The sequence below is a fragment of the Sphingopyxis sp. YR583 genome (assembly GCF_900108295.1).
Classification (GTDB): domain Bacteria; phylum Pseudomonadota; class Alphaproteobacteria; order Sphingomonadales; family Sphingomonadaceae; genus Sphingopyxis.
The window spans coordinates 1,740,084-1,765,874 of record NZ_FNWK01000001.1; the positions used below are offsets into that span (position 1 = coordinate 1,740,084).

Consider the following 25,791-nt stretch of genomic DNA (forward strand, 5'->3'; position numbering starts at 1 on the left):
ACCGGACTATGGCACGGCGAGACCGCTCGCGTATAGAGCGCCAATGGTTGCCGAAGCCTTGCCCTCTTTGGAAGAACGCCTCGAAGCGGTCGCGCGCGAACATGGATTCGCGGCGTTCGGGATCGCGCGCGCCGACGCGGCCCCGCAAACCGCCGCGCGGCTGAACCAGTGGCTGGCCGAGGGGCGCCACGGCGACATGATCTGGATGGAAAGCCGCGCCGAGCAGCGCGGATCGCCCAGGGGATTGTGGCCCGAGGTCCAGTCGGTGATCGCATTGGGTATGAGTTATGCCCCCGCGCTCGACCCGCTGGCGCTGGCGGAGCATCGGACACGCGGGCGCATTTCGGTTTATGCGCAGGGCGGCGACTATCATGACGTCGTGAAAAAAGCGCTGAAAGCCGTCGCACGCTGGCTGGTCGCCGAGGTTCGCGACGCCGAGGTGAAGGTGTTCGTCGACACCGCGCCGGTGATGGAAAAGCCGCTGTCGGCGGCCGCCGGCCTCGGCTGGCAGGGCAAACACACCAACCTCGTCAGCCGTGACCATGGCAGCTGGCTGTTCCTGGGGGCGATTTACACGACGCTGGAGCTTGCGCCTTCGACGCCGGGCCGCGACACGTGCGGCAGCTGTTCGGCGTGCCAGGACGCTTGCCCGACACAGGCGTTTCCTGCGCCCTATCGGCTCGATGCGCGGCGCTGTATCTCGTACCTGACGATCGAACATAATGGCCCGATCCCGGTCGCGCTGCGGCGCGGAATCGGCAACCGCATCTATGGTTGCGACGATTGCCTTGCGGCCTGCCCGTGGAACAAGTTCGCCGACACCGCGCACACGCATCGGGCCTTTCTGCCGCGCGCCGAGCTGGCCGCACCGTCGATCGCGGATCTGCTCGACCTCGACGACGCCGGGTTCCGGCAGGTGTTCGCGGGGTCGCCGATCAAGCGGATCGGACGGGGACGGATGGCGCGCAACGCCGCGATGGCGGCCGGAAACAGCGGCGACAGGCGGTTTGTTCCGGCATTGGAACGGCTGGCGAAGGACGAATCGCCGATGGTCGCCGACGCGGCCTTGTGGGCGCTCGCCGAATTGGCGTCGTGACGTCGCTCTAGCGTTGCAGAGATTGCGCGCAGCTGTTCACCTCGGCGTTGCGGCCGTCGGGGGTGCGCGCGTCGACGTGCGTCGCGACGGGATTGGCGCCCGCGCGCGGCGCATAGAAATAGATGTCGAGGATGCAGTTGGATCCCGCGAACTGCAGCTTGCGGCCCGCGCCTTCGGTGATGTCGAGCCGCGGTTTGCCGAACATCCGGCCGATCGCGTCGGCGCTGCTTCCGATCAGCGCGTTATTCTGGACCGGTTTCACCACGGTGGTCGGCGGCGGACCGCCCGTCGGGGGTGGCGGCGTCGCGCGCGGGATGGCGGGACCGGCGCAGGCGCCCAGCGTCAAGGCGAGTCCGGCGATGGCGGCCAGACGGCGGTTTTCTATCGTCAATTCGGATCCCCCTTGCCGAGATGCAGCATGTGGACCGCCATAGCGGCGCCGAGAATCGGCGCCAACAAATTGGCGACGGGAACCACGAAGCTTGCGGCGGACAGCAGGCCGAGCGACCAGCGCGCCGACCGGTCGAAGCGCGGATGACCGGGGTGGCGCGCGAGCACCATCGCCTCGAGATCGCGGCCAAGGAGCAGCGCATTGACGAGCAGCGCGAAGATCGGTGTGCCGATTCCGGTGACAAGCAGCAGGATATAGATAGGCAGGGCGAGCAGATTGCCGCCGATCAGCCGGCCGAGCGACGCGAGTGCGAGCGCGATATTCTGGCGCCAGCCGACATCGACGGCACGCCGGGCCGCAGCGGGATAATGGCGTCCCTCGACATCGGCGACGATCGCATCGGCGAACAGGCCGACGACGACGATCGCGACCGCGCGAAACAGCAGCCAACTGCCCGCGATGATGAGGAGGACGATCAATATGCCCGCCATGTCGAGCTGCGCCGCGTCCAGCCATTTCCAGTGCGCAAGCGACCAGCGCGAGCCGAAGAAGAGTGCGGCGCCCGAAACGGCGAGGAGGAGCAGGGTGAGCGCGAGGCTTTGCGCTAGCACGCGGAGCACGCGCGGCTGGGGCAGGTCTCTGAGCGCGAGCAGGAAAGCGTGAACGGCGCGGGCCATCGCTCGTGGATGAGCGGCGCGGAGCGCTGCGTCAAGCGCCCGCGCTTGCCTTGGCGCGCCGTCGCCCTTAAAGGCGCGCGCAGCTTTTCCCATACAGCACAGGATTTTTCATGGCTTCCACCGCCCGTTTCGACGTTGTCGCCATCGGCAATGCCATCGTCGATGTTCTCGCCCGCGCCGATGATGCGCTGATCGAGGCCGAAGGCCTGACCAAAGGCTCGATGCGGCTGATCGACGGCGAAGAGGCCGAACGTCTCTATGCGGCGATGGGCCCGGCGGTCGAGGTGTCGGGCGGGTCGGCGGCGAACACGCTCGCGGGCATGGCGGCGCTTGGCGAACGCTGTGCCTTCATCGGCCAGGTCGCAGACGACCAGCTCGGCCATGTCTTCACGCATGATCTGCGCGCGCTTGGCGTCGCGTATGAAACCCCGCCGCTGAAGGAAGGTGCGCCGACCGCGCGCTGCCTGATTCTCGTCACACCCGACGGGCAGCGCACGATGAACACCTTCCTCGGCGCGAGCCATCTTCTCGAACAGCGCATGATCGACGAGGCGTGGATCGCCGATAGCGAGATCCTCTATCTCGAGGGCTATTTGTGGGATCCCGAGCTGTCGCGTGCGGCGATGCGCCGCGCGATCGACGTATCGCGCGCGGCGGGTCGCAAGGTCGCTTTCACCTTATCCGATGCCTTCATCATCGACCGGCACGGCGCGGATTTCCGCAAGCTGATCACCGAGGGGCTGTTCGACATCCTGTTCGCGAATGAGGTCGAAATCTGCGCTCTTGCGGAGACCGAGGATTTCGAGGCGGCGGTTGCGAAGATTGCGCCGCAGGTGCCGTTGCTGATCGTCACGCGCGGCTCGGACGGCGCGATCGCGCTGCAGGGCGGGACGCGCACGGAGGTCGGTGCCGAGCCGATCGATACGGTCGTCGACACGACGGGCGCGGGCGACCTGTTCGCCGCCGGTTTCCTGTCAGGCTTGGCCGATGGGCGGCCGATCGGCGATTGCCTGACGATGGGCGCCGTATGTGCGCGCGAAATCATCGCGCAGGTTGGCCCGCGCGCGCAGGTCGACCTCAAGGCGAAGGTTGCCGAACGGCTGGGCTAGGAACTTTCGCCGGTCGCCGAGCGTCCTATGCCGCATCACAGGCATGGGAGTTTTCTTTATGGCCGACGAAATCCACACGACACGCGATCCCGACGGGACGACGCACACCACCACCGTCATCGACCGCGAACCGCGCCGCGGCGGCGGAATGGGCCTTGGCCTGATTTTCCTCGTCGCGATCCTGATCGCCGCCTTTTTCGCTTTCCAGTTTCTTTCGAATGAAAAGGCGGAGAGCGGGGCGATCGCCGAAGCGGCGCAGAAGGTCGGCGACGCTGCCGAAGATGTCGGCGATGCAGCGCAGAAGGCGGTCGACTGACGATCAGGCGGCGGGAGTGGCGGCCGGATCGGGGTGTTTCCGGAACAATTCGCGGTCCGCGGGCCCGAAACCGCGCGTCCAGATCAGCCAGCCATAGATGCCGAGGATGAAGGGCACGCCGATCAGCAGTTCGGCCCATTCGGGAAGCTGCGTCGCACCATAACCGAGGATCGTCGCGCCCGCGGTCGCCCAGACAAGCGCCCAGCGCAGGCTGTTGACCGGCGCGCCGAGAATACGCGCAAGCAGGCGCGCCTTGACCAGCGAGGCAAAACCGAGCGCGAGCATCAGCGCGAGGGCGACAGCGCCCGCATAGGTGATCGGCGGGAGCCCCATCGACTTCGCGATCAGGATCAGCGCAACGCTGAGCGCGGCCTGGAGCGCAAGCGTCGCGATGCTGATCAGCAGGTTGCGGTGGCGTGCGACATAAACGAGCGCCGCTTCGCTGACGACTGCGGTCGCCGCGACGACTTCGGCCGCAAGAAGGAAGGCGAGCGCGGCGGTGCCGCTGACGAATTCGGGGCCGACGAGACCCATCACCGCCTCGCCCGGGATGCCGAGCGCGAGCGCGACGCCGGCTTGCGCGGCGATGATCCAGAAGCCGACCTGGCTGACCTGCGCGGCGACGGCGGCGAGCCGGTTTTCGGCGAGGTTGCGCGTGATCACGGGGCCGAGGATCGGTTCGAAACTCGTCTTGAGCTTCTGCGGCAGCGAGGCGACCTGCTGCGCCATATAATAGATGCCGTAGATCGTCGGCGAGGTGAACTGGCCGAGGATGAACAGGTCGAGGCGGCGGGTGCCCCATTCGATCGCGTCGGCGGCGGCGAGCGGCGCGTTGCGCCGCGCAACTGCGATCAGGTGGGCGGGATGCGGTTGCCATCCCTGCGGGCTGCCATAGTGGCGCAGCATCGGGATCAGCGCGGTCAGGAAGGCGCCGAGCATCGCGGCGGCATAGGACAGCATCAGCCCGTCGCGCGCCGAAATAAACCAGAATCCCGCCGCAGCGGCGCTGATGACCCACGGCTCGACGACTGCACGCGCGCGCACGGTGGCGCCGACGTCGAATTTATAGGCGCAGGCGGCGAGCGCGATATCTGTCCCCGCGATCGCGAAGACGAGCAACGCCATCCAGCGATCGGCGCTGTCGATACCGCCCGACGGAAACATCAGCTGCGGAAAGATGCCGAGCAGCAGCGATCCGGCCGCCGAGGCGATGAAGGCGACGAACATGCCGTCCCACACAACGGTGCGTTGGTCGGCGCCCGGTGCGCTCAGTTGCTCGGCGAGGCCGCGTTTGAGACCGAGCGTCGCAAGCTGCGCGACGAGTTCGATAACGAGCACGGCGAAGGCGAAGCGCCCGACCGCCTCGGGTCCGTACCAGCGGCCCGCCACGTAAAGGAAGGGCAGGCGCGCGACGAGGCGAAGGATGAAGCCGAAGAAATTGGTGCGCCCGCCTTTGGCCAGCGCGGCGGTGTCCGCATCGCGCGAGGTCGAGTCGGGTGATCGGGGCGCGGCTGCGCTATCGGTGTGGCTCAAGCCTAGCGCCCCTTCTGCTTTACCCCGCCGCGCAGTTTAGCGCGGTCGGGGGAGGCAGGCAATTGTGCGAAGCAATTCATCGTCCTTCGGGTCGCAGCGGCCGGCTGAGCAGGGCCTGAATGGCGTCGCCGACGCGCGTTTCGCCGGAAACAAGGCGCGCGACGGTGTCGGTGATCGGCATGTCGATGCCATCGGCGCGCGCGGCTGCGGCGACGACGGGTGCGCTGAACGCTCCCTCGGCAACGGTACGGCGGTCGGCCATCAGCACCTCGGCGGCTTCACCGCGGCCGAGCCCCTGTCCGAGCGCGAAGTTGCGCGAATTCGACGATGTGCAGGTCAGCACAAGGTCACCGAGGCCTGCAAGCCCCGCAAGCGTTTCGGCCTGTGCGCCGCGCGCGAGGCCAAAACGCGTCATTTCGGCGAAGCCGCGGCTGATGAGCGCAGCGCGCGCGTTGAGCCCGAGTCCGGCGCCATCGACAATGCCGCAGGCGATCGCGAGGATGTTCTTCACCGCCCCGCCAATCTCGGCGCCGATCACATCGGTCGAAACATAGGGACGGAAATGCGGGCGCGCGAGCGCATGTGCGATATCGGTTGCGAGTTCGACATCGGCGGCGGCGAGGGTGATTGCTGTGGGGAGGCCGGCGGCGACTTCGTGCGCGAAGGTCGGGCCGGACAGCACGGCGTGCGGCCGCTGCGGCGTGAGGTCGCGCGCCATGTCGATCGGGAAGGCGAAGCTGCCTGCCTCCATGCCCTTGCTGCAAAAGATCAGCGGCGCGTTACCCGTCGGAAGGTCGGTCAGCACGGCGCGCAAGAAGGGCACGGGGACGACGACGAGCAGCGCGTCGAGATCGGCCATGTCGGCAAGATGGCCGGTTGCGGTGAGCGAGGGAGAAAGTGCCGCATCGGGAAGGAAAGCCCGGTTGCGGTGTCCGGTATTGATATCGGCGACGACATCCTCTTCGCGCGCCCATAGTCGCACAGGTGCACCGTCGGCGGCGAGGAGCTGTGCGAGCGCGGTTCCCCACGCGCCGCCGCCAATCACGCCGAAGTTGGCATATGACGTCATGCTTTCACTCCAGCTCCGCGCACGGCTTCGGCATCCGGATCGAGAGGCCAGCGCGGGCGCGCGGCGGTGTCGAGCGGGTCGGTGAGGCCTGCCGTGAAACGTTCGGCGCCCGCCCACGCGATCATCGCGCCATTGTCGGTGCAAAGCCACAGCGGCGGCGCCACGAAAGGCTTGTCGAAGCGTGCGGCGAGATCGGTCAGCGCGCCGCGAATCGCGCCGTTGGCGGCGACCCCGCCCGCGACGACGAAGGCGGTTGCGTCGGGACAGGCGGCAAGCGCGATCCGGCTCCGGTCGACGAGGCAATCGACGACGGCCTGCTGGAAGGAGGCGGCGAGATCGGGGATGGAGTGCGCACCCGATGCGGCGGCGCGCGCAACAGCGCTTTTGAGCCCGGCGAAGGAAAAATGCGGTTCGGCGCTGCCGACGAGCGGGCGCGGCAGCGGAACCGCATGCGGATCGCCATCCTTTGCCACGCGCTCGACAGCGGGGCCGCCCGGATAGCCGAGCCCGAGCAGCTTTGCGGTCTTGTCGAAGGCTTCGCCCGCAGCGTCGTCGATCGTCGTTGCGAGGCGGCGATAGTCGCCGACCCCGCGCACGAGCAGCAACTGGCAATGCCCGCCCGAGACGAGCAGCAACAGATAGGGAAATTCGAGACCCGGTTCGGCAAGGCGGGGGCTCAGTGCGTGGCCTTCGAGGTGATTGACCGCGATCAACGGCTTGTTTGCGGCGTGCGCGAGCGCCTTGCCGGTGACGAGCCCGACCATGACGCCGCCGATCAGCCCCGGCCCCGCGGTTGCGGCGATCGCGTCGACATCGGCGAGCGACACGCCGGCGTCGGCGAGCACGCCTTCGACGATCGGCGCGAGCCGGTCGACATGTGCGCGTGCCGCGATTTCGGGAACGACGCCGCCATAGGGGCTATGTTCGGCCTCCTGCCCCGCGACGCGGTACGCCAATATGCGCCGTTCGCTGTCGACGAGCGCTGCCGCGGTTTCGTCGCAGCTCGATTCAAGGCCGAGGATCAGGGTCATATTGTTGCGCGTTCCTTTACCCGCCCCTTTATCGGCAGGGCAAGCCGCGCTAGCAGCTTGCGCATGAATGGACTTCCCACCCCCGAAAACCCGCTGCGGATCGGCACAAGAGCCTCCCCGCTCGCGATGGCACAGGCGCATATGGCGATGGCGGCGCTGATTGCCAGCCATAGTATCGACATGGCGGCGCTTGAAATCGTGCCGATGACCGCGACGGGCGACAAGATTCAGGACCGCGCGCTGGCCGAGGTCGGCGGCAAGGCACTGTGGACGCGCGAACTCGACGCTGCGCTCGACGCCGGAGCGATCGATATCGCGGTCCATTCGCTTAAGGATGTCGAAACGCTGCGCGACGCGCGCTTTTTCCTGGGTGCGATGCTCGAACGCGCCGATCCGCGCGACCGGCTGGTCGTACGCGAGGGGATCGCGGCGGCGGCGATCGCCGACCTGCCGCACGGCGCGCGGCTCGGAACGAGCAGCCCGCGGCGTGCGGCGCAGGTGAAGCGGATCCGGCCCGACCTCGAAACCGTGCTGCTGCGCGGCAATGTCGCGACGCGGCTTGCGAAGATCGCGGCCGGCGATGCCGATGCGACGCTGCTTGCGGCGGCCGGGCTCGAACGGCTCGGGATGCACGACATCGGGACGGTGCAGGAGGCGAGCCTGCTGCTTCCCGCCGCGTCGCAAGGCGCGATCGGGATCGAATGCCGGGCCGACGATGCCGCGACGCGCGCATTGCTCGCCGCGGTCGATCATACGCCAACCCATCTTGCTGTCGCGGCCGAGCGCGAATTTCTGGCGGCACTCGGCGGCGATTGCCGGTCGCCCGTCGCGGCGCATGCGTCGTGGCAAGATGATGGCGCACTGCGCCTCGATGCCGAGATTTTTTCCGAAGACGGCGCCGATCACGCCGCAGGGCATGTCGTCGTCACCGATTCGGGAACGGTCCCGGCGCTGGCGCGCCGGCTGATCGAACAGGCGCCCGACAGCGTCCGGCGCCTGTTCGCGGCATGACCGCCTCCCCGCCGCTGATCGTGACGCGGCCCGAGCCGGGTAACGCGGCGACGGTCGAACGGGCGAGGGCGATGGGATTCGAAGCGTTTGCGATGCCGCTTTTCGACGCGCGGCCGGTCGACTGGACGCCGCCGCGAGCCGGCGATTACGATGCCTTGCTGCTGACCAGTGCCTTCGCTGCACGCTTGGCCGGGCAGGGGCTCGCCGAACTGGCATCGCTGCCTGTCCATGCCGTCGGTACAGCGACGGCGCGCGCGGCAGAGGCGGCGGGTCTGACGGTGGCCATGACCGGATCGGCGGGCGCGCAGCGACTTCTTGACGACATGACGTCGGCAAATATCCGAAATATATTATGGCTTTGCGGCCAGGACCGGTCCGAATTCAGCGCGCTGGACGTCGCGGTCGTGCCGCTGCCCTGCTATGCCGTCGATCCGGTTCCTCCGCCCGCCGGATGGACCGAGCTGACGGCCGCGCCTGCCATCCTGCTTGCGCATTCGATGCGCGCGGCGCGGCGCATATCCGATCTTGTCGGTATGAGGCGCGATCATCTGTCGCTGGTCGCGATCAGCCCCGCGGTCGCGGCGGCGGCGGGTACAGGCTGGCGCGACCTTGCCATTGCGGAACAGCCGGACGATGTCGCAATATTGGCACAGGCGCGCGCTTTGTGGCACAAAGGTACGAAATAGGGTCGTTCGAAAGAGAAACATGGCAATCGACAGCATCGACACGTCGTCGTCGGCGGACGAGGCGATCCCTGCACGGGGACTATCGTTTCGCGCTATCGCCATCGGTGCCTTCCTGCTGCTCCTGATCGGTATCGGCGGCGGCGGGTGGGCTGTGAATCGCTGGCTGACGGGCGACAATCTGCCGCCTCCGGCAAAAATGATCGGCGCGCCCGCCGGCACCGCCAGTCCGCCCGCGGTCAAAAGCGGGGGGGCAGCCGCGCTGCCGATGGTGTCGCCGGTCGACGGGGCCGATGCGCTGGCGACGCGCGTCGCCGAACTCGAACAGCGGCTGTCGCGGATCACGCTCGAGGCCGAATCGGCGTCGGGCAATGCCTCGCGCGCCGAGGGGCTGCTCGTGGCCTTTGCCGTGCGCCGTGCGCTCGATCGCGGGCTGTCGCTCGGCTATCTCGATGCGCAGCTTCGTCTGCGTTTCGGCGACGACCAACCCAATGCGGTCAAGACGATCATCGAAACGTCGCGCGAACCGGTGACACTCGAACAGCTTCGCGCCGAACTCGATGCGATGGCGCCGCAGCTCGTCGGGCGCGGCGGCGACGATAATGGCAGCCTGTGGACCGGGCTGCGCCGCGAACTGGGCGAGCTGTTCGTCGTGCGCGCTGCGGGAACGCAGTCGCCGCGCGCGTCCGAACGGCTCGATCGCGCGCGGCGCTATCTGACCGCAGGACAGGCCGACCTTGCGATCGCCGAGGTCGAGGCAATGCCCGGGTCGGACGTCGCGAGCGAATGGCTGATCGAGGCGCGGCGCTATCATGAGGCACGGCGCGCGCTTGACCTGATCGAGACGGCGGCGATATTGGAGCCGCGTGACAGCCCCGCTGCCGCGATGGCCCGCAAAACGGCCGAACCGACCCCATAGCGTGCGAGCCTCTCGAGGGGCTGCCCGCCCTTTAGAGAGAAAGCGCCCTTCCATGGCCCTCGCCGATCCGCAGCGCATCGAAGCGCTCGACCCGCTCGATCCCCTCCAGCTCGATGCGGAGCTGAGCGAAGAGGAGCGGATGGTCCGCGACACGGCGCGCTCCTATGCGACCGACGCCCTGCTGCCGCGCGTAACGTCGGCGTTTCTCGATGAGCGGTTCGACCGCGAGATCATGTCCGAAATGGGCGCGCTCGGCCTGCTCGGCGCGACGATCGACCCCGAATATGGCGGCGCGGGTCTGAATTATGTCAGCTACGGCCTGATCGCGCGCGAAGTCGAGCGCATCGATTCGGGCTATCGCTCGGCCTGCTCGGTGCAGAGCAGCCTCGTGATCCACCCGATCAACGCCTATGGCAGCGAGGAGCAGAAGCGCAAATATCTGCCCGGGCTGACCTCGGGCGAACTCGTCGGCTGTTTCGGCCTGACCGAGCCCGACGCGGGCAGCGACCCCGGCGGCATGCGCACCCGGGCCGAGAAAATCGAGGGCGGCTATCGCCTCAAGGGCGCGAAGATGTGGATCACCAATTCGCCGATCGCCGACGTCTTCGTCGTCTGGGCGAAGTCCGACGCGCATGACGGCGCGATCCGCGGTTTCGTGCTCGAAAAGGGCATGAAGGGCCTGTCGGCGCCCAAGATCGAGGGCAAGGTCTCGCTGCGCGCGTCGGTTACCGGCGAGATCGTCATGGATTCGGTCGAGGTCGGCGAAGATGCGCTGCTGCCGCATGTTTCGGGCCTGAAAGGTCCGTTCGGCTGTCTAAACCGCGCGCGTTACGGCATCGGCTGGGGCGCGATGGGCGCCGCCGAATTCTGCTATGAAGCGGCACGCAATTATACCGGCGAACGCAAGCAGTTCGGACGCCCGCTCGCGGCGAACCAGATCGTGCAATTGAAGCTCGCGAACATGCTCACCGAAATCGCGCTCGGCACGCAGGCGGCGCTGCGCGTCGGCCGGCTGATCGACGAGGGACGGCTCGTTCCCGACGCGATCAGCCTTCTGAAGCGCAACAATTGCGGCAAGGCGCTCGATATCGCGCGCGTCGCGCGCGATATGCACGGCGGCAACGGCATTTCGGCCGACTATCATGTAATCCGCCATGCGGTGAACCTCGAAACCGTGAACACTTATGAGGGCACGCACGACGTTCATGCACTGATCCTTGGCCGCGCGATCACGGGCATTTCGGCTTTTGCCTGAGCCTTTGGGCTTGAAACCTCTGCAGGGCATCCGCGTCATCGAACTGGCGCGGGTGCTCGCGGGCCCTTGGTGCGGGCAATTGCTTGCCGATCTCGGCGCCGAGGTGGTCAAGGTCGAACGACCCGGCGCTGGCGACGATACGCGCGAATGGGGACCGCCCTTCGTGACGGGACCGGACGGCGAAGCGCTCGGCGCGGCTTATTACCACAGCTGCAATCGCGGCAAGCGCAGCGTTGCGATCGATATTGCGTCGGCCGAAGGACAGGCAGACGTGCGTGCGCTGCTCGCCGATGCCGATGTAGTCATCGAAAATTACAAGGTCGGCGGGCTCGTCAAATATGGGCTCGACCCGGCGCGATTGCGCGCGGATTTTCCACAGCTCGTGGTCTGTTCGATCACAGGCTTCGGCCAGACCGGGCCCTATGCGCACCGCGCGGGCTATGATTATATCGTGCAGGCGATGAGCGGCTTCATGTCGCTGACCGGCGATCCCGACGGGCCACCGCAAAAGGCGGGAATTGCCTACGCCGATATCTTCACCGGCATGTATTCGGCGGTCGCGATCCTGGCTGCACTGCGACGTCGTGACGTCACGGGCGAGGGGGCGCATGTCGACATGGCATTGCTCGATAGCCAGGTCGCGGTGCTTGCCAACCAGGCGGCCAACTATCTGGCAAGCGGTATCGTGCCGAAACGGATGGGCAACGCACATGTCAATGTCGTTCCCTATCAGGTGTTTGCGACCGCCGACGGCCAACTGGTCATTGCGGTCGGAAACGACGGCCAATATCGGAAGCTGTGCGCCATATTGGGAGTGCCCGAATGGGCCGACGATGTGCGCTTTGCGAATAATGCGGCGCGGCTCGCAAACCGGGCCGAGCTGATCCCGCTGCTGGCGGCGAAGATCGCCACATGGGATGCGCAGCCGCTGTCGCTCGCGCTCGAGGCCGAGGGTGTGCCCGCAGGACCGATCAACGATCTGGCCCAGGTGTTCGCTGACCCGCAGGTTCAGGCGCGGGGTATGCGCTTCCGTCCCGAAGGTGCGTCGATCGACGGGGTTGCGAGCCCGATCGTCATCGACGGCGAGCGTATGGTCGCCGCCACCGGGGCGCCGCCGCTCGTCCCATAGAAAAAGGGGCGCCGAACGGACGCCCCTTTCCCCCTTTTTACATGCGCCGGCTCAGAATTTGACCGTGCCGGTAACGAAGACCTGCCGCGGATTGCCGTAGAATGCGGTGACCACGCCTTCCTGTCCCAGACCGGGCGTCACGTTGCCGGCCTGCGTCAGGATGGGCACGCCCGTCGTCGGGTTGACCGCGACGAACTGATAGCCCGAAGTCTTGTACTGCTTGTCCAATATATTCTTGGCATGCAGGCCGATCGAAAAGCCGTCGTCGCTCGACGACCAGACCAGATTCGCATCCCACAGGGCATAGCCCTTCTGATCGAGATAGGGGCTCGGGGTTTCGAACTGCGTGGTCTTGCTGCGATAGGACAGCGTGGTTGACGCGTTGATCGAGCCCGAGAAGCCCGGGAACTGCCCCGAGAGCGTGCCCGATGCGGTCCATTTGGGCGTGTTCTGGATGTCCCGGTAGTCGGCGACGTCGACGCCCAGATTGTTGATGAACTTCAGATATTTCCCATCGATATAGCCAAGCGTCCCCGCGAGGTTGATCGCCGATCCGTCCCCGGCAAAATCGCGTGCCAGCGTGGCGGAGCTTTCGACCTCGACCCCCTGCAAGCGCGCCTTCGAGGCGTTGGTCGTGATCCCGGCGAAGGTTTCGAACACGCCATCGCCATTATTGTCGACACCGACCGAACCGGGGATCTGCACATCCTTGTAATCGGCGCGGAAGCCCGTGACGGCAAGGCGCAGGCGGCCGTCAGCCAGCGATCCTTTGTACCCGATTTCATAGCTGTCGACCGTTTCCGGATCGAAGGTCAGGAAATTGAAGATCTCGTCATAGCTGCGCACGCCGTCGCGATTGGTATCCGGGGCGCCGGTGGAGTTGCCCCGCGGGTCGAAACCGCCGCCTTTGAAGCCGCTCGAATAGGATGCGTAGATCAGATGATCATCGGTCGGCTTGAATGCGATCGAGGCGCGCGGGGTGAATTTGGTGAACTTGCGCGAGCCCGCGAAATCGGAATCGGTGACCAGCGAAATCGGCGCATTGCCGCCCAGCTGGGGATCGGGCCCCAAAATCCGGCGCTGTTTCAGGATGCGGGCGTCGCGAACGTCGGACGTGTAGCGCCCGCCGACCGAGATCGAAAGCTGATCGGTGACGTCATAGGTGAAATCACCGAACGCCGACCATGTGTCGGTCTTGACCGTGCCGCCCGTGTAGGACGAGAATTGCGGGAAGCCGAGAAGGTTGCCGGTGGTATAAAGCAACACGTCGAAATTGGTGATCGCCGACGCATTGAGATAATAGAAGCCGACCAGACCGTTCAGCCTGTCGCTTTGATAGAGAATCTGGAATTCCTGGCTGAGCTGCTCATTCTTGTAGAGGCCGGGAACGTCGACATCGACAGCGGGAAGCGCGTCGAAATCGATCGGGCCGAAGCTCGTGTCCTTGCGCCAGGCGCTGATGCTACGCACCGTGACCGTGTCCGACAGGTCGGCCGAGACATTCATCGAGAGACCATAAGCCTCGATATCCTGCTTCGGCGTGACGAGGCCGCCTCGGGTGTCGTAGACATCGTCGAGTACGGGCGTTCCGGTCTGCAGGCTGCGGATCAGGCGGTGGCCGCCGCGCGGCTGCGACTTGTCCTTGGTATAGTCGCCCGAAATGCGGATCAGCACCGGTTCGCCATAGCCACCGAATTCGACGGTGCCCCGCCCTGCCCAGATATCCTTGTTATAATTGTCGAGTCCGGTCGTCAGATTCTTGCCGAACCCGCCGCGTGACAGCCGCGCAACCGACCCGCCGACGCGGAGGAGGTCGCCAATCGGCGCACTGGCGGTGATGACACCCTCTGCCTGGTCATAGGTGCCATAGGTCGCGCGCAGCTTCAGCGAAAAATCCTGCGGCAGCGTCTTGGTGACATATTTGACCGCGCCGCCGATGGTGTTGCGACCGTAAAGCGTGCCTTGCGGACCACGCAAAATCTCGATCCGTTCCACATCGTAAATGTCGAGCACGGCGGCCTGCGGGCGGTTGAGATAGACATCGTCGAGATAGATGCCGACGCCGGCCTCAAATCCGCCGACCGGATCCTGCTGCCCGACGCCGCGGATGAACGCGGTCAGCGTCGAATTGGTCGCGCGCGAGTTTTCCAGCGTGACGTTGGGCGTCGTGTCGGAAATGGCGGTGATGTCGGACGCGCCCGATTGCTCCAGCGCCGCACCCGAATAAGCGGTAACCGCAATCGGCACGTCGAGCAGCGATTCTTCGCGGCGGCGAGCGGTGACGACGATGTCTCCGTCGCTGGAGTCGGTCGTGCCCGCTTCCTGCGCGAAAGCGGCGGGGACGAAGGCGATCATCGGAAGCGCGCTGGTGGCAAGGACGGCACGGCGCAGCGGGCGGGCGAAAGGACGCATATGACTCTCCCATGTGGCGGGTGACCCCTCGCCACCCTGTTCTGGTTTTCTTGGGCCGGTGCTTGCCAAGCCGCGTCGCATCCAATAATGAAACATGAACCAAGTTTCAACTTGGAATGTGCAGCCGTCGTTTTTTGCTTGCCAGTGGTGCGAAAAAGCCACGATGCAGGATTGGGGCAGCGACGGAGGGGAGACGAGGACCGTTATGGATCAACCGCCAGCCGCGACAGCAAGGGTCGATAGCGAAGCGCGCGACAAGACGCCGCGCACCGAGCGCGGGCGACGCACGCTGCGCAAGCTGCTCGACGCGGCGGCGATCGAATTCGGCGAACGCGGCTTTCACGAGGCATCGATCAGCGCGATCACGCGCCGCGCGGGGACGGCGCTCGGCAGCTTCTACACCTATTTCGATTCGAAAGAGGAAATCTTCCAGGCGCTCGTTCGCTATATGAGCGAGCAGCTCCGCGATCATGTCACGCCGCTGGTTCAGGCGGCACCCGACGAGATCAGCGCCGAACGCATCGGGCTCGAATCCTATTTGGGCTTCGTGCGCGAGCATAAGGAGATTTACCGCATCATCGATGAGGCGGAATTCGTCGATTATGAAAGCTATCGCCGTCATTATGAAACCACCGTCGCGCGCGTGCGTCAGCGGCTGGAGAATGGCGCGGCGCGGGGCGAAATCCGCGATGACGTCAGCGAAATCCACGCATGGGCGATCGGTGGGATGAACGTGTTCCTGGGAATGCGCTATGGCCTGTGGGATACCGAGAGCGATATTTCGGAGATTGCGCGGATCGCGAACGACCTGCTCGCCAACGGGTTGAAAAAGCCGGATTAGCTACGCGAAATCAGGAAGATCGCATGTTCGGCGCGCCAGCTCGCCGCGGCGTCGCTCGTCGGCCGGTCGCCCGACAGGTGCCAGACGCGTTCGACCCCGATGCCCTTGGCGCGGACGAGATCGCGGAAATCGCTCACCGTGACATGGTGGATGTTCGGGGTTTCGTACCAGGCGATCGGGATCGACCGCGTGACCGGCATGCGCCCGCCCCACAATAACGCGAGCCGCACGCGCCAATGCGCGAAATTGGGGAAGCTGACGAAGGCGCGCGGCGCGATGCGCAGCAATTCGTCGACGATGCGGTCGGGGCGCTCGGTCGTCTGCAGCGTCTGCGACAGGATCGCATAGTCGAAGGCGTCATCGGGATAGTCGGCAAGGTCGCGGTTCGCGTCGCCCTGTACCACCGACTGGCCGCGCGCGATCGCCGCCGTGACGTTGGCCGGATCGATTTCCAGCCCGCGCGCGTCGACTCCCTTGTTGCGCAGCGCAACCATCAGCTCGCCGTCGCCGCAACCGACGTCGAGAACGCGTGACGTCGCGGGAACGGCGTCGGCGATGATCGCAAGGTCGGGACGCAGCGCCATCAGAAACCCGATCCCAAAGCGCCCGCGACGAGGCGGTCGAGCGCGGGGACGTCGAGGAGGAAGCTGTCGTGGCCGAAGGGCGCCGACAGCTCGACGAAGCTGGCCGCGGCGCCGACACTCTGCAACGCCTGCACGACGCGGCGCGATTCGGAGGTCGGATAGAGCCAGTCGGTGTCGAAGCTGACGAGCGTGAAGCGTACATCTTTCGCGGCGGCGAACGCGCCGGCAAGCCGCCCGTCGTGCGGGTCGGCGAGGTCGAAATAGTCCATCGCGCGGGTGATATAGAGATAGGCGTTGGCGTCGAAACGGTCGGTGAAGGCGAGCCCCTGATGCCGGAGATAGGATTCGACCTGGAAATCGGCATCGAAACCGAAGCTCTTGATATCGCGCGCCTGCAGGCGGCGGCCAAATTTCTCGGTCAGCCCTTCTTCGGAGAGATAGGTGATGTGCGCCGCCATGCGCGCGACCGCGAGGCCCTTGGTCGGCGCGCGTGCGCTGCCGTAATATTGACCGTCTTGCCAGTCGGGGTCGGCCATGATCGCCTGCCGACCGACCTCGTGGAACGCGATATTCTGCGCCGAATGGCGTGCCGCGCTCGCGATGACGAGCGCCGAGGCGAGGCGATGGGGATAGGCCGCGGCCCAGGCGAGCGTCTGCATGCCGCCCATTGAACCGCCGACGACGGCATGAAGTCGTGCGATCCCGAGATGGTCGAGCAGTATCGCCTGCGCGCGCACCATGTCGGTGATTGTGATGACGGGGAAGGCCATGCCGAGCGGCGCGCCGGTTGTCGCGTCGGGCGACGCGGGGCCGCTCGTCCCCATGCAGCTGCCGAGCACATTGGCGCAGATGACGTGGAAACGGTCGGTGTCGATCGGCTTGCCGGGGCCGACCATGCGCGCCCACCAGCCGGGCTTGCCGGTCGCCGGATGGTCGCTCGCGACATATTGGTCGCCGGTCAGCGCGTGGCAGATCAGCACCGCGTTCGATTTGTCGGCGTTGAGCGCGCCATAGCTTTGGTAGGCGATCGTCACCGACGGCAAGACCTGCCCGCTGTCGAGAGGCAGCGGCGCGGCGATCGTCACGCTGTGATGCCGGATATCGTGGAGAAGGCTCGCCATGGTTCGCGCGGGCTAAGCGTGCGCGCGCACCCTGTCAACGTGCTGGACTTGGGCCGCGCAGCCGTTAAACGGCGCGGCATGACCGATCACACCGCCACTCTCACCCCGAAGCCGTGGATCAGCGGCATCGCTCCTTATGTTCCGGGCAAGTCGGCAGGCGCCGACGGCCGCCCGCTGATCAAGCTCAGCGCGAACGAAAATCCGCTCGGGACGGGGAAGAAAGCGCGTGCGGCCTTCGCAGCGGCGCAGGCGACACCCGATGCGCTGTCGCGCTATCCCGATCCGGGCTCCGCCGTGCTGCGCGAGACGATCGCGGCAAAGTTCGGGCTCGATCCGGCGCGGATCATTTGCGGCAATGGTTCGGACGAATTGCTGCACCTCGCGGCGGGCACCTATGCCGGCGCGGGCGATGAGATCCTCTATGTGCGCTACGGCTTCGCGGTCTACGAAATCGCGGCGCGCCGGGTCGGTGCCGTGCCGATCGAGGCCGATGACAAGGATTATGCGACCGATGTCGACGCGCTGCTCGCGGCAGTGACCGACAAGACGCGTGTCGTCTATCTCGCCAATCCGAACAACCCGACGGGCACGCTCGCGACGCGCGAAGAGGTTGCCCGCCTCTATGCCGGGCTGCCGAAGAATGTCCTGTTCGTGATCGACCAGGCCTATAGCGAATATCTCTCGGACGCCGAGGATGACGGTGGGCTCGAGCTCGCAAAGACGCAGCCGAATGTGTTCATCACGCGTACCTTCTCGAAGATCCACGGGCTCGCCGCCGAACGCATCGGTTGGGGTTATGCCGCTGCCGAGGTGATTTCGGCGCTGCACCGCATCCGCCTGCCGTTCAACGTCACGCGCGCCGGACAGGCGGCGGCGGTTGCGGCGCTCGGCGACGAGGAATTCGTGACGCACAGCCGCGAACATAATGCCGAATGGCGCGCGTGGCTGTCCGGCGAGCTTGAAAGCCTCGGCAACCATGGCCTGCACGTCGTACCGTCGGCGTGCAACTTCCTGCTCGTGCTGTTCGAGGGCGATGTGAGCGCCGAGACCGTCTACAACCGGCTGATGGATGCGGGCTATATCGTTCGCTGGCTGCCGGGGCAGGGATTGCCGAACGCGCTGCGCATGACGATCGGCACCGAAGACGAAACGCGCGGGCTCGCGGCGGCGATCCGCGCCGCGCTGAACGGCTGATGACGATAAGGCGCGTCGCGATCGTCGGACTGGGCCTGATCGGCTCGTCGGTCGCGCGCGCGGTCAGCGAGCGGCTGCCGGATGTAGGCGTCATCGGTCACGACGCCAGCGACGAGGTGCGCCAGATCGCCCGCAAACTTGGACTTTGCGACGCGATCATCGACGATCCGGCCGCAGCGGTGGCGGACGCCGACCTTGTGATCCTCGCGGTGCCCGTCGGACGCATGGCCGATGCGGCCGCCGCGATCGCGCCGGGGCTGAAGGCCGATGCGATCATCTCGGATGTCGGTTCATCGAAGGCCGGGGTGGCCGAGGCGCTCGCCAGGGCGTTGCCCGATCATGTCATCATTCCCGCGCATCCGGTGGCAGGGACCGAAAATAGCGGCCCTGCTGCGGGTTTCGCATCGCTGTTCGACGGCCGCTGGTGCATCGTGACGCCGGACGCGGGGGCATCCGACGACGCCGTGACGGCGGTGACGTCCTTCTGGCAGGCGCTCGGCGCAAAGGTCGAGATGATGGATGCCGCGCATCATGACATGGTGCTCGCGGTAACCAGCCATTTGCCGCACCTGATCGCCTATACTATCGTCGGGACCGCGAGCGAGCTCGAGGAAGTCACCGAAAGCGAAGTCATCAAATATTCGGCGGGCGGTTTTCGCGATTTCACGCGCATCGCGGCGAGCGACCCGGTGATGTGGCGCGACGTCTTCCTCGCCAACAAGGATGCGGTGCTAGCGACCTTGCAGCGCTTCAACGAGGATCTGACGGTACTCCAGCAGGCGATCCGCCGCGGCGACGCCGACAAGCTCGAGAACTGGTTCACGCGCACGCGCGCGATCCGGCGGTCGATCATCGAGCAGGGTCAGGATGATGCGGCGCCCGACTTCGGGCGGAAACACTGAAAGCCGACGCCGATCTTCGCGGGAATCAGGAGGCTTTATAGCCTTCCAGCAAGGCTTCGGGCGGGTTCAGCGCGTTGATTGCGCGCCACACGCGCTCCTCGGCTTCTTCGCGCGGCAGGCCCGCCGGGATCGTCTCGCCAACCTTGTAGGTGATCGTCCCCGACCATTTGACCCAGCGGCGCGGCGGATAGGCGATGCCGCTGTTCACCGCAACCGGGATGACGGGGACGCCGAGCAGGCGATAGATGCCGGCAAAACCCGAACGCAGCGGCGGCGCCTCGCCGTGCGGAATGCGCGTTCCCTCGGCGAACAGCACGAGCGGGCGATCCTTGGCGAGCGCGGCCTTGGCGGCGTTCAGCATCGCGCGCATTGCCTTGCCGCCGCCGTCGCGGTCGACCGGGATCAGGCCATAGAAATGCGCCGCCTGGCCCCAGACGGGGATGTTGAACAGCTGTTCCTTCGCAAAGACAGCCGGATGCTTGAAGAGCCCCGGCTGTTCGATCGTCTCGAACGCGCCCTCATGCTTGAAGACATAAAGCACCGGAATATCGGGCATTTCGCCCTCGACGACAATCTTCTGGCCCAGCACGAAGCGGCAGATCAGCCGGTGGAACTGCGCCCAGATGCGGACGAACCAGATCGTCGCCTTGTGCGAGATGGGTAGCGAGATCACGGCGCCGATCGAACTGAAGCTGCTCATCAGGACGAAGAGCAGCCAAAAGAGGATCGAGCGGAAAAGGGCGACAGTGTAGCGCATCGGCGCAGGTCTTAGAGGCCGAGAAGCCCGCCCGCCAGCCCCGCGAGATATTTATGATATTCGCGAAACAAAGTCGCGAAGTTGGGCTGGCTGCGCACCGCATCGGGCAGGATGGTGACCTTGTCGCCGACCGCGCGGCCGATTTCATATTCGGCGCGGCGCATGTGCCAGTCGGTGGTGATCAGCCGGATACTCTTATATTTGCGGCGTTCCACCCAGGTTGCGACCTCGGTCGCATTCGAGCGCGTATCTTCGGCCTCGAACCCCAGCGCGATGCAGCAATCGAAGAGCGAGACCGGGCGCTTATATTCGGCGGCGAGTTCGCGCGGTTTCACTTCGCGCGCGACGCCGCTGATGAGGAGGCGTTTGGCATCGCCCGCCTCGAGCCGTTCGAGCGCGCGGTCGATGCGTCCGGGGCCGCCGGTGAGCACGACGATCGCGTCGGTCTTTTGCGCGTCGGCGGGCAGCGGCAACAGCAGCGCGAACCATGCGAAGCCGAGCACCCAGGCAAGGAACAACAGCGAAATCAGGCGCTTGATCATAATATCTTCTTGAGCGCGGCGAGCAGGGTCTGCCGCGCCGTGAGAGCGGCTAGCGCGATAGCCAATAGCGGCAGCGCCAGCAAGAGCGCCCAGCCTGCAGGCCCGAGCGATGCGGTCGCGGCGAGGCCCGATGTGATCCCCGACCATTGCCAGCCAATGAGCAGCAGGATCGCTGCGGCAACGGCGGTGCCGAGCGCGATGCCATAGGCGGTGTCGATCGCGATGCGGCGCTGGAACAGCCGCGTGATCTGACGGTCGGTGGCGCCGATCATGTGGAGCATCTCGATCGTCGGGAAATGAGTGGCGAGCGCGGCGCGGGCGGTCATGATCACCACCGCGGCGCTGGCGAGCGTCATCAGCACGACGAGGCCCCCGGCGATCCACGCCAGCGAGCGGATCAGCCGCGCGACCGGGCCGAGCCATTCGGCGTGCGGAATAATCCGCGCGCCCGGCGCCTCGCGCGCGACCAGTGCCTGCAACTGACGCATATGGCCGGTGCGATCTTCGCCGACGAAATCGATGTCGACGAGCGCGGGCAGGGGCAGCGATTTCAGGACCGGATCGTCGCCCTCTGCGCTGCCGAACCATTGGCCGAGCGTCGCCTGCAATTCTTCCTGCTCAACCGAGCGCGCCGAAAGGACAAAGGGTTGCGCGGCGGCGGCACGGCGGAGCGCCGCGGCCTGCTCGGCGCGCGTCACGGGATTGGCGGTGACGATCTGCACCGTCACGCGTCCCGCGATCGCGGCGCCGATCGCATTCGCCGACCGGGCGAGTCCTACCCCGGCGGCGGCGGCGAGCAAGGTCAGCATCATCAATATCGCGATCACCCATGGGGTCGGTCCCGACAGGCGGCGGTCGGGGAGCAGGCGGCGATGCTGGACGGGAACGCGCGGGATGATCATCGATCAGGTCCGGTTCGCCGGCGGATAGCGTAATGCCCCGGTGGGATCGGAAAGCCGGCCCCTTTCGAGCCGCATCATCTGGGCATTTTCGATGCGGCTGATCAGGTGGATATCGTGGGTCGCGACGACGACGGTGGTGCCGAGGCGGTTCAATGCCTCGAACAGGCCAAGCAGGCGCATCGCCATGTCGGGGTCGACGTTACCCGTCGGCTCGTCGGCGACGAGCAGTTGCGGGCGGGCGATCACCGCACGCGCGATCGCGACGCGTTGCTGCTCGCCGCCCGACAGCGTCGCGGGACGGGCATCGGCGCGGTCGCCAAGGCCAATCCAGCTCAGCATTTCGCCGACCGGGCCCGACAAATCCTCTTCGCTGACCCCCGCAATCCGCAGCGGCAGCGCAATATTGTCGCGTGCGCTGAGGTGGGGGATCAGCCGGAAGTCCTGGAACACCACGCCGATACGGCGGCGAAATCCGGGCAGGCGGTGGCGCGGCATCGCGACCAGATCCTCACCGAACAGGCGGACGATGCCGCGGCTCGGGCGCTGCGCGAGATAGAGCATCTTGAGCAGCGACGTTTTGCCCGCACCCGATGCGCCGGTGAGGAAATAGAAACTGCCCGGTTGAAGATTGAAGCTGATATCGCTCAATATTTCGGCGTCGGGGCCATAGCGAAGGCCAACCCCGTCGAATTCGACCATGGCCCCCCCGGGCCGCGCCGGAGCGGCGTCCGTCATGGCGTCACCGGCCCGCTGTTTCGCGCCGGCGTGGGGTCAAGGAACAGGGGCGCTGGTCCGCTCATCCGGCAGCATCTCGCACGGCTATCCACAGAGGACAAGTGCTGTAGCCGACTCAAACGGCACGCGGCGCTTGCAACGCGCGAATCGCCGTGTTTAGAGGAAGCCCATGATCCTTGCATGTCCGTCCTGTCACACACGCTATGTCGTTCCCGATACGGCGATCGGACCCACAGGCCGCACCGTGCGCTGCGCCAATTGCCGCCATAGCTGGTTTCAGGAGCCGGCCGCCGCGCCGGTAGAAGCCGCGACGGCCCCAGTCGCGCCTCCGCCCGCGCCCTCGGTCGAGTCCGCTTCACAACCGGCTCCGGCGCCCGCGTCGACGCCGGCCCCCCAAGCACCGCCGGTCCCGGCCGCCACCTATTCGGATTTCTCCGAACCCGGCCCGGTTTCGGCACCCTCGGGCTTTGCTGCCGAGCCGGCGCGCCGCGGCACGCCGCCGGTCGACGATGCCCCGCTGCCGTTCCGTCGGCCGCGGCGCAACCCCGCAAAGCGTTGGACGATCGTCGCCGCCAGCGCCGCCGCGCTGATGCTCGCCGCGACCGGGGGACTCATGTATTTCGGCCTGCCGGCCTGGGCGCAGGGGCTGGGCCTGCCGGGCGGCGCCGACGAGCCCGACCTGGTGATCGAACTGCCGCCGAACCAGGATCACCGCGAACTTGCCGACGGCACGATCTATTTCGCCGCGTCGGGGGTGATCATCAACCCCACCGACCGCGAACAGCGCGTGCCGCCGATCCTTGCCGAGCTGCGCGATGCGCAGGGAACGATCGTCTATAGCTGGACGATCAAGCCGCCGGTGCGGATGCTGCCGCCGAACGAGAAGGTCAATTTCAGCGAGGCGAAGCTCGATATTCCGCGCCGCGCGACGCAGCTTACGGTCAGTTGGGCGCTACCGAAAAGCTGACATCGAAAATGCTTTCGGTGACGTCGTGGCGTCACAGGCTCATCGCCGCAGCAAGTGATAACAGAAAGCTTGTCAGCGTCGCGACGATGATGGGCGCAAAGCTGCGCCATCCCTGATCGAGCAAAAGGTGCAGCCGCGCTTTCATCGCGGTCGCGACGATCGCGAGCAGCAATAGCGCCTGCGCTCCCGTTGCGGCGCCGTCCTGAACGGGCTTCGGGATCGCTATCAGCGAGTTGAGTGCGGCGATGGCCAGAAAACCGAGGATGAACCAGGGGAGGCGCAGCGGAATCCGCCCCGTCTCTCCTTCGCCAGCGCGGCCAAGCCAGAATGCTACAAGCATCAGCATCGGCGCAAGCAGGGCGACGCGGGTCAGCTTGACGATCGTCGCGACCTCGCCCGCGGCCGGCGAAAAGGAAAAGCCGCCGCCGATCGCCTGCGCGACGTCGTGGATCGAGGCGCCGATCAGAAATCCCGCCTGCGCGTCGGTCAACCCCAGCTCGGCCGCGAGAACCGGATAGAGCGTCATCGCAAACGCGCTCGCGACGGTGATACCGACGAGCGTCAGCGTGAATCGCGCCTGGTCGACGCGTCGGTCGCCGATCAGCGAATAAAGCGCGAGCGCAGCGGAGGCGCCGCAGATCGCCGTCGCCCCGCCGGCGAGCAGCGCCGCATGCCGGTCCTGCGCGAACAGCCGCGCACTCGCCACGGTAATCAGGATGACTGCCAACATGATGAGGACCAGCAGGGCGAAGGGCCACGGCCCGAGTTCAACCAGCTGTTCGGCGGTGATCCGCGCGCCGACGAGGACGATCCCGATACGTAGCGCGGTCTGCGACATCAGGTCGAGCCCGGCGTGGGTGCGCTTGTCTTGCGAAAGGAAACTCATCGCGAGGCCGATCAGCAGCCCCATCAGCACCAGCGGTGCGGCATAATGGTCGGCCAGCCACGCGGCGGCGAGCGCGGCGGTCGCGGTGACGAGAATGCCGGGCAGAAAGTCGCGCCAGCGCCGCTTGGCGGGCGGGTGCGCCTCAAGCTGCATCTCGCCATAAAGATCGGCGGCCATCGGCCAACCCTGTTCGGATGATTTCACGCAGGATGCTTTCTGCCCATGCGCCGCGCTTCGCACATCGGCGCGCCATGGTCGATAGGCCATTGCTGGCAGCGCGCGGGCTTGCTAGAGGCCGCGCTCTACCGGCACCCGTAGCTCAGCTGGATAGAGCGCTGCCCTCCGAAGGCAGAGGCCAGGGGTTCGAATCCCTTCGGGTGCGCCATTTTCCTACCGCGCAAAAATGCCGGGTAATCTCGCGAAATATTTTCGCGAGCGATTGGGGGCCGGATGTACGACCTGCTGGCTGGCCTGTCGGTGATCGAAGCATCGTCCTTTGTCGCCTCTCCGACCGCAGGGCTTTATTGTGCGCAAATGGGCGCCGAAGTGATCCGCGTCGACCAGATTGGCGGTGGCCCCGATTTCCGGCGCTGGCCCGTCACCGATGCCAATGATTCGCTCTATTGGGAAAATCTCAATCGCGCGAAGAAGTCGGTCGCCCTCGATCTTGGCCGGCCCGAGGGGCGCGAATTGTTGCAGGCGCTGGTGCGCGCGACCGGCCAGTTCGTCACCAATTTTCCGGTCGGGGGGTTCCTGTCGCACGAGGTGCTGGCCGAGGGGCGGCCCGACCTGATCACCGTGCGCGTGATGGGATGGGCCGACGGCTCGCCCGCGCTCGACTATACGGTGAACAACAGCGTCGGTTATCCGATGCTCACGGGCGCAGGCCCCGACCCGGTCAACCATGTCCTGCCGGCATGGGATCTGCTCACCGGCGCTTACGCGGCCTTCGCACTGCTCGCGGCGATCCAGCGGCGGACCATGACGGGCGAGGGTGGCGAGATACGGCTGCCGCTGTCCGACGTTGCGATCGGTACCGTCGCCAATCTCGGCGGCCTCGCCGAGGTGCTTTACGCGGGCGCAAACCGGCCGCGGCTTGGCAATGCTGTCTATGGCCTGTTCGGGCGCGATTTTGTGACCCGCGACGGCCGGCGGACGATGATCGTCGTCGTGACCCCGCGCCAATGGACGAATCTGGTCGCGGCACTTGGTCTTGGTGAGGCGATCGCAGCGATCGAGGCCACGCGCGGGGTTTCCTTCGCCAAGGACGACGGGCTCCGTTTCGTCCATCGCGATGCGCTCTATCCCCTGTTCGAGAGTGCGATCGCGGGGCGCGACCACGCCGACCTCGCTGCAGCGTTCGACGCCGGGGGCATCGTCCATTCGCCCTATCGCACGATGCACGATGCGGTACAGGATCCAGCACTCGTCGCCGACAATCCTATCTTCGGGCAAGCCGCCAATCCTAGCGGATTTGCCTATCCCGCCGCCGGCGCCTTTGCGACATTGCCGCAGCAGGAGCGCGGACCGCCTGCTTCTGCGCCGCGCAACGGACAGCATAGCGAGGAAATATTGAGCAATCGTCTGTCGCTTTCGAGCGGCGAACTCGCCCGCCTGATCGATGCCGGTATCGTCGGAATCGCCGACGGAGGAAAGCAATAGGATGAGCCGTCGTCGCGCGGTCATCATCAACCCCGATCAGGCCCGGGACGGCGAAGGAAAAGGAACA

The 25,791-nt window shown here is 66.2% G+C and carries 26 protein-coding genes and 1 tRNA gene; 14 read left to right on the forward strand and 13 right to left on the reverse strand.

Going from position 1 to position 25,791, the window contains the following annotated elements:
• Positions 1–43: 43 nt before the first annotated feature.
• Positions 44–1,096: a tRNA epoxyqueuosine(34) reductase QueG gene (queG, locus tag BLW56_RS08050; RefSeq protein ID WP_093510028.1), complete on the forward strand. Its 1,053-nt coding sequence runs from the start codon at positions 44–46 to the stop codon at positions 1,094–1,096.
• A 7-nt stretch (positions 1,097–1,103) separates the two neighbouring features.
• Here the strand turns inward: queG and BLW56_RS08055 are convergent, their stop codons facing one another.
• On the reverse strand, positions 1,104–1,487 hold the full coding sequence (locus BLW56_RS08055; RefSeq protein WP_256203347.1) for a hypothetical protein: 384 nt from the start codon (positions 1,485–1,487) through the stop codon (positions 1,104–1,106).
• Entirely contained in the window at positions 1,484–2,164 is a 681-nt protein-coding gene (locus BLW56_RS08060; protein ID WP_093510029.1) for an EI24 domain-containing protein, read from the reverse strand. The genes BLW56_RS08055 and BLW56_RS08060 overlap by 4 nt, the downstream gene beginning before the upstream one ends.
• Positions 2,165–2,274: 110 nt before the next feature.
• Between BLW56_RS08060 and BLW56_RS08065 the strand changes: the two genes are divergently transcribed.
• Positions 2,275–3,273 (forward strand): adenosine kinase, encoded by a 999-nt coding sequence (locus BLW56_RS08065; protein WP_093510030.1) that lies wholly within the window; start codon positions 2,275–2,277, stop codon positions 3,271–3,273.
• Positions 3,274–3,331: 58 nt separating this feature from the next.
• Positions 3,332–3,589 (forward strand): hypothetical protein, encoded by a 258-nt coding sequence (locus BLW56_RS08070; RefSeq protein ID WP_093510031.1) that lies wholly within the window; start codon positions 3,332–3,334, stop codon positions 3,587–3,589.
• Positions 3,590–3,592: 3 nt separating this feature from the next.
• Here BLW56_RS08070 and BLW56_RS08075 read toward each other — a convergent pair whose 3' ends face one another.
• The 3 genes from BLW56_RS08075 to tsaD form a co-directional block, all read right to left on the reverse strand.
• Complete coding sequence (locus BLW56_RS08075; RefSeq protein WP_177175877.1) at positions 3,593–5,122, reverse strand: lipopolysaccharide biosynthesis protein; 1,530 nt, start codon at positions 5,120–5,122, stop codon at positions 3,593–3,595.
• Positions 5,123–5,198: 76 nt separating this feature from the next.
• The gene (locus tag BLW56_RS08080; RefSeq protein WP_093510032.1) at positions 5,199–6,191 is read right to left on the reverse strand and encodes an NAD(P)H-dependent glycerol-3-phosphate dehydrogenase; all 993 of its coding nucleotides are present in this window, start codon (positions 6,189–6,191) and stop codon (positions 5,199–5,201) included.
• Positions 6,188–7,222 (reverse strand): tRNA (adenosine(37)-N6)-threonylcarbamoyltransferase complex transferase subunit TsaD, encoded by a 1,035-nt coding sequence (tsaD, locus tag BLW56_RS08085; protein ID WP_093510033.1) that lies wholly within the window; start codon positions 7,220–7,222, stop codon positions 6,188–6,190. The genes BLW56_RS08080 and tsaD overlap by 4 nt, the downstream gene beginning before the upstream one ends.
• A gap of 63 nt (positions 7,223–7,285) precedes the next feature.
• On the opposite strand from tsaD, the gene hemC reads away from it, so the two are divergent.
• From hemC to BLW56_RS08110, 5 genes are read left to right on the forward strand one after another with little or no spacing between them, the layout of a single operon-like run.
• Positions 7,286–8,233: a hydroxymethylbilane synthase gene (gene hemC / locus BLW56_RS08090; protein ID WP_093510034.1), complete on the forward strand. Its 948-nt coding sequence runs from the start codon at positions 7,286–7,288 to the stop codon at positions 8,231–8,233.
• Positions 8,230–8,919 carry a uroporphyrinogen-III synthase gene (locus BLW56_RS08095; protein ID WP_093510035.1) on the forward strand — a complete coding sequence of 230 codons (690 nt, stop codon included), beginning with the start codon at positions 8,230–8,232 and terminating at the stop codon, positions 8,917–8,919. Before hemC ends, BLW56_RS08095 begins: the two co-directional genes overlap by 4 nt.
• 19 nt (positions 8,920–8,938) lie before the next feature.
• Positions 8,939–9,835 (forward strand): mitofilin family membrane protein, encoded by an 897-nt coding sequence (locus BLW56_RS08100; RefSeq protein ID WP_093510036.1) that lies wholly within the window; start codon positions 8,939–8,941, stop codon positions 9,833–9,835.
• A 52-nt stretch (positions 9,836–9,887) separates the two neighbouring features.
• A complete protein-coding gene (locus BLW56_RS08105; RefSeq protein ID WP_093510037.1) occupies positions 9,888–11,090 on the forward strand; it encodes an acyl-CoA dehydrogenase in 1,203 nt (400 codons plus the stop codon).
• Between the two features lie 10 nt (positions 11,091–11,100).
• Positions 11,101–12,219 (forward strand): CaiB/BaiF CoA transferase family protein, encoded by a 1,119-nt coding sequence (locus BLW56_RS08110; protein WP_177175937.1) that lies wholly within the window; start codon positions 11,101–11,103, stop codon positions 12,217–12,219.
• Positions 12,220–12,270: 51 nt separating this feature from the next.
• Here BLW56_RS08110 and BLW56_RS08115 read toward each other — a convergent pair whose 3' ends face one another.
• Entirely contained in the window at positions 12,271–14,631 is a 2,361-nt protein-coding gene (locus BLW56_RS08115; protein ID WP_093510039.1) for a TonB-dependent receptor, read from the reverse strand.
• 205 nt (positions 14,632–14,836) lie between these two features.
• Here BLW56_RS08115 and BLW56_RS08120 point away from each other — a divergent pair, with 205 nt between their 5' ends.
• Positions 14,837–15,472: a TetR/AcrR family transcriptional regulator gene (locus BLW56_RS08120; protein WP_093510040.1), complete on the forward strand. Its 636-nt coding sequence runs from the start codon at positions 14,837–14,839 to the stop codon at positions 15,470–15,472.
• On the opposite strand, the gene metW is transcribed toward BLW56_RS08120, so the two are convergent.
• The gene (gene metW / locus BLW56_RS08125) at positions 15,469–16,056 is read right to left on the reverse strand and encodes a methionine biosynthesis protein MetW (RefSeq protein ID WP_371262217.1); all 588 of its coding nucleotides are present in this window, start codon (positions 16,054–16,056) and stop codon (positions 15,469–15,471) included. The two genes, BLW56_RS08120 and metW, sit on opposite strands and share 4 nt — an antisense overlap.
• On the reverse strand, positions 16,056–17,177 hold the full coding sequence (locus BLW56_RS08130) for a homoserine O-acetyltransferase MetX (protein ID WP_093510041.1): 1,122 nt from the start codon (positions 17,175–17,177) through the stop codon (positions 16,056–16,058). Before BLW56_RS08130 ends, metW begins: the two co-directional genes overlap by 1 nt.
• Before the next feature lie 78 nt (positions 17,178–17,255).
• Here BLW56_RS08130 and hisC point away from each other — a divergent pair, with 78 nt between their 5' ends.
• On the forward strand, positions 17,256–18,371 hold the full coding sequence (gene hisC, locus BLW56_RS08135; RefSeq protein WP_093510042.1) for a histidinol-phosphate transaminase: 1,116 nt from the start codon (positions 17,256–17,258) through the stop codon (positions 18,369–18,371).
• Positions 18,368–19,273, forward strand: coding sequence for a prephenate/arogenate dehydrogenase family protein (locus tag BLW56_RS08140; protein WP_093510859.1), 906 nt, complete (start codon positions 18,368–18,370; stop codon positions 19,271–19,273). The genes hisC and BLW56_RS08140 overlap by 4 nt, the downstream gene beginning before the upstream one ends.
• 25 nt (positions 19,274–19,298) lie before the next feature.
• On the opposite strand, the gene BLW56_RS08145 is transcribed toward BLW56_RS08140, so the two are convergent.
• From BLW56_RS08145 to ftsE, 4 genes are read right to left on the reverse strand one after another with little or no spacing between them, the layout of a single operon-like run.
• Entirely contained in the window at positions 19,299–20,030 is a 732-nt protein-coding gene (locus tag BLW56_RS08145) for a lysophospholipid acyltransferase family protein (RefSeq protein ID WP_093510043.1), read from the reverse strand.
• A gap of 11 nt (positions 20,031–20,041) precedes the next feature.
• Positions 20,042–20,572 carry a YdcF family protein gene (locus BLW56_RS08150; protein ID WP_058539316.1) on the reverse strand — a complete coding sequence of 177 codons (531 nt, stop codon included), beginning with the start codon at positions 20,570–20,572 and terminating at the stop codon, positions 20,042–20,044.
• A complete protein-coding gene (locus BLW56_RS08155; protein WP_093510044.1) occupies positions 20,569–21,474 on the reverse strand; it encodes a cell division protein FtsX in 906 nt (301 codons plus the stop codon). Before BLW56_RS08155 ends, BLW56_RS08150 begins: the two co-directional genes overlap by 4 nt.
• Before the next feature lie 3 nt (positions 21,475–21,477).
• Positions 21,478–22,173, reverse strand: coding sequence for a cell division ATP-binding protein FtsE (ftsE, locus tag BLW56_RS08160; protein ID WP_256203348.1), 696 nt, complete (start codon positions 22,171–22,173; stop codon positions 21,478–21,480).
• Between the two features lie 205 nt (positions 22,174–22,378).
• Between ftsE and BLW56_RS08165 the strand changes: the two genes are divergently transcribed.
• Positions 22,379–23,176 (forward strand): zinc-ribbon domain-containing protein, encoded by a 798-nt coding sequence (locus BLW56_RS08165; RefSeq protein WP_093510046.1) that lies wholly within the window; start codon positions 22,379–22,381, stop codon positions 23,174–23,176.
• Between the two features lie 31 nt (positions 23,177–23,207).
• On the opposite strand, the gene BLW56_RS08170 is transcribed toward BLW56_RS08165, so the two are convergent.
• On the reverse strand, positions 23,208–24,239 hold the full coding sequence (locus BLW56_RS08170; RefSeq protein ID WP_256203349.1) for a YeiH family protein: 1,032 nt from the start codon (positions 24,237–24,239) through the stop codon (positions 23,208–23,210).
• A 131-nt stretch (positions 24,240–24,370) separates the two neighbouring features.
• Between BLW56_RS08170 and BLW56_RS08175 the strand changes: the two genes are divergently transcribed.
• A tRNA-Arg gene (locus tag BLW56_RS08175) sits at positions 24,371–24,447 on the forward strand.
• A 65-nt stretch (positions 24,448–24,512) separates the two neighbouring features.
• Positions 24,513–25,724, forward strand: coding sequence for a CoA transferase (locus tag BLW56_RS08180; RefSeq protein WP_093510048.1), 1,212 nt, complete (start codon positions 24,513–24,515; stop codon positions 25,722–25,724).
• The last annotated feature ends 67 nt before the right edge of the window (positions 25,725–25,791 follow it).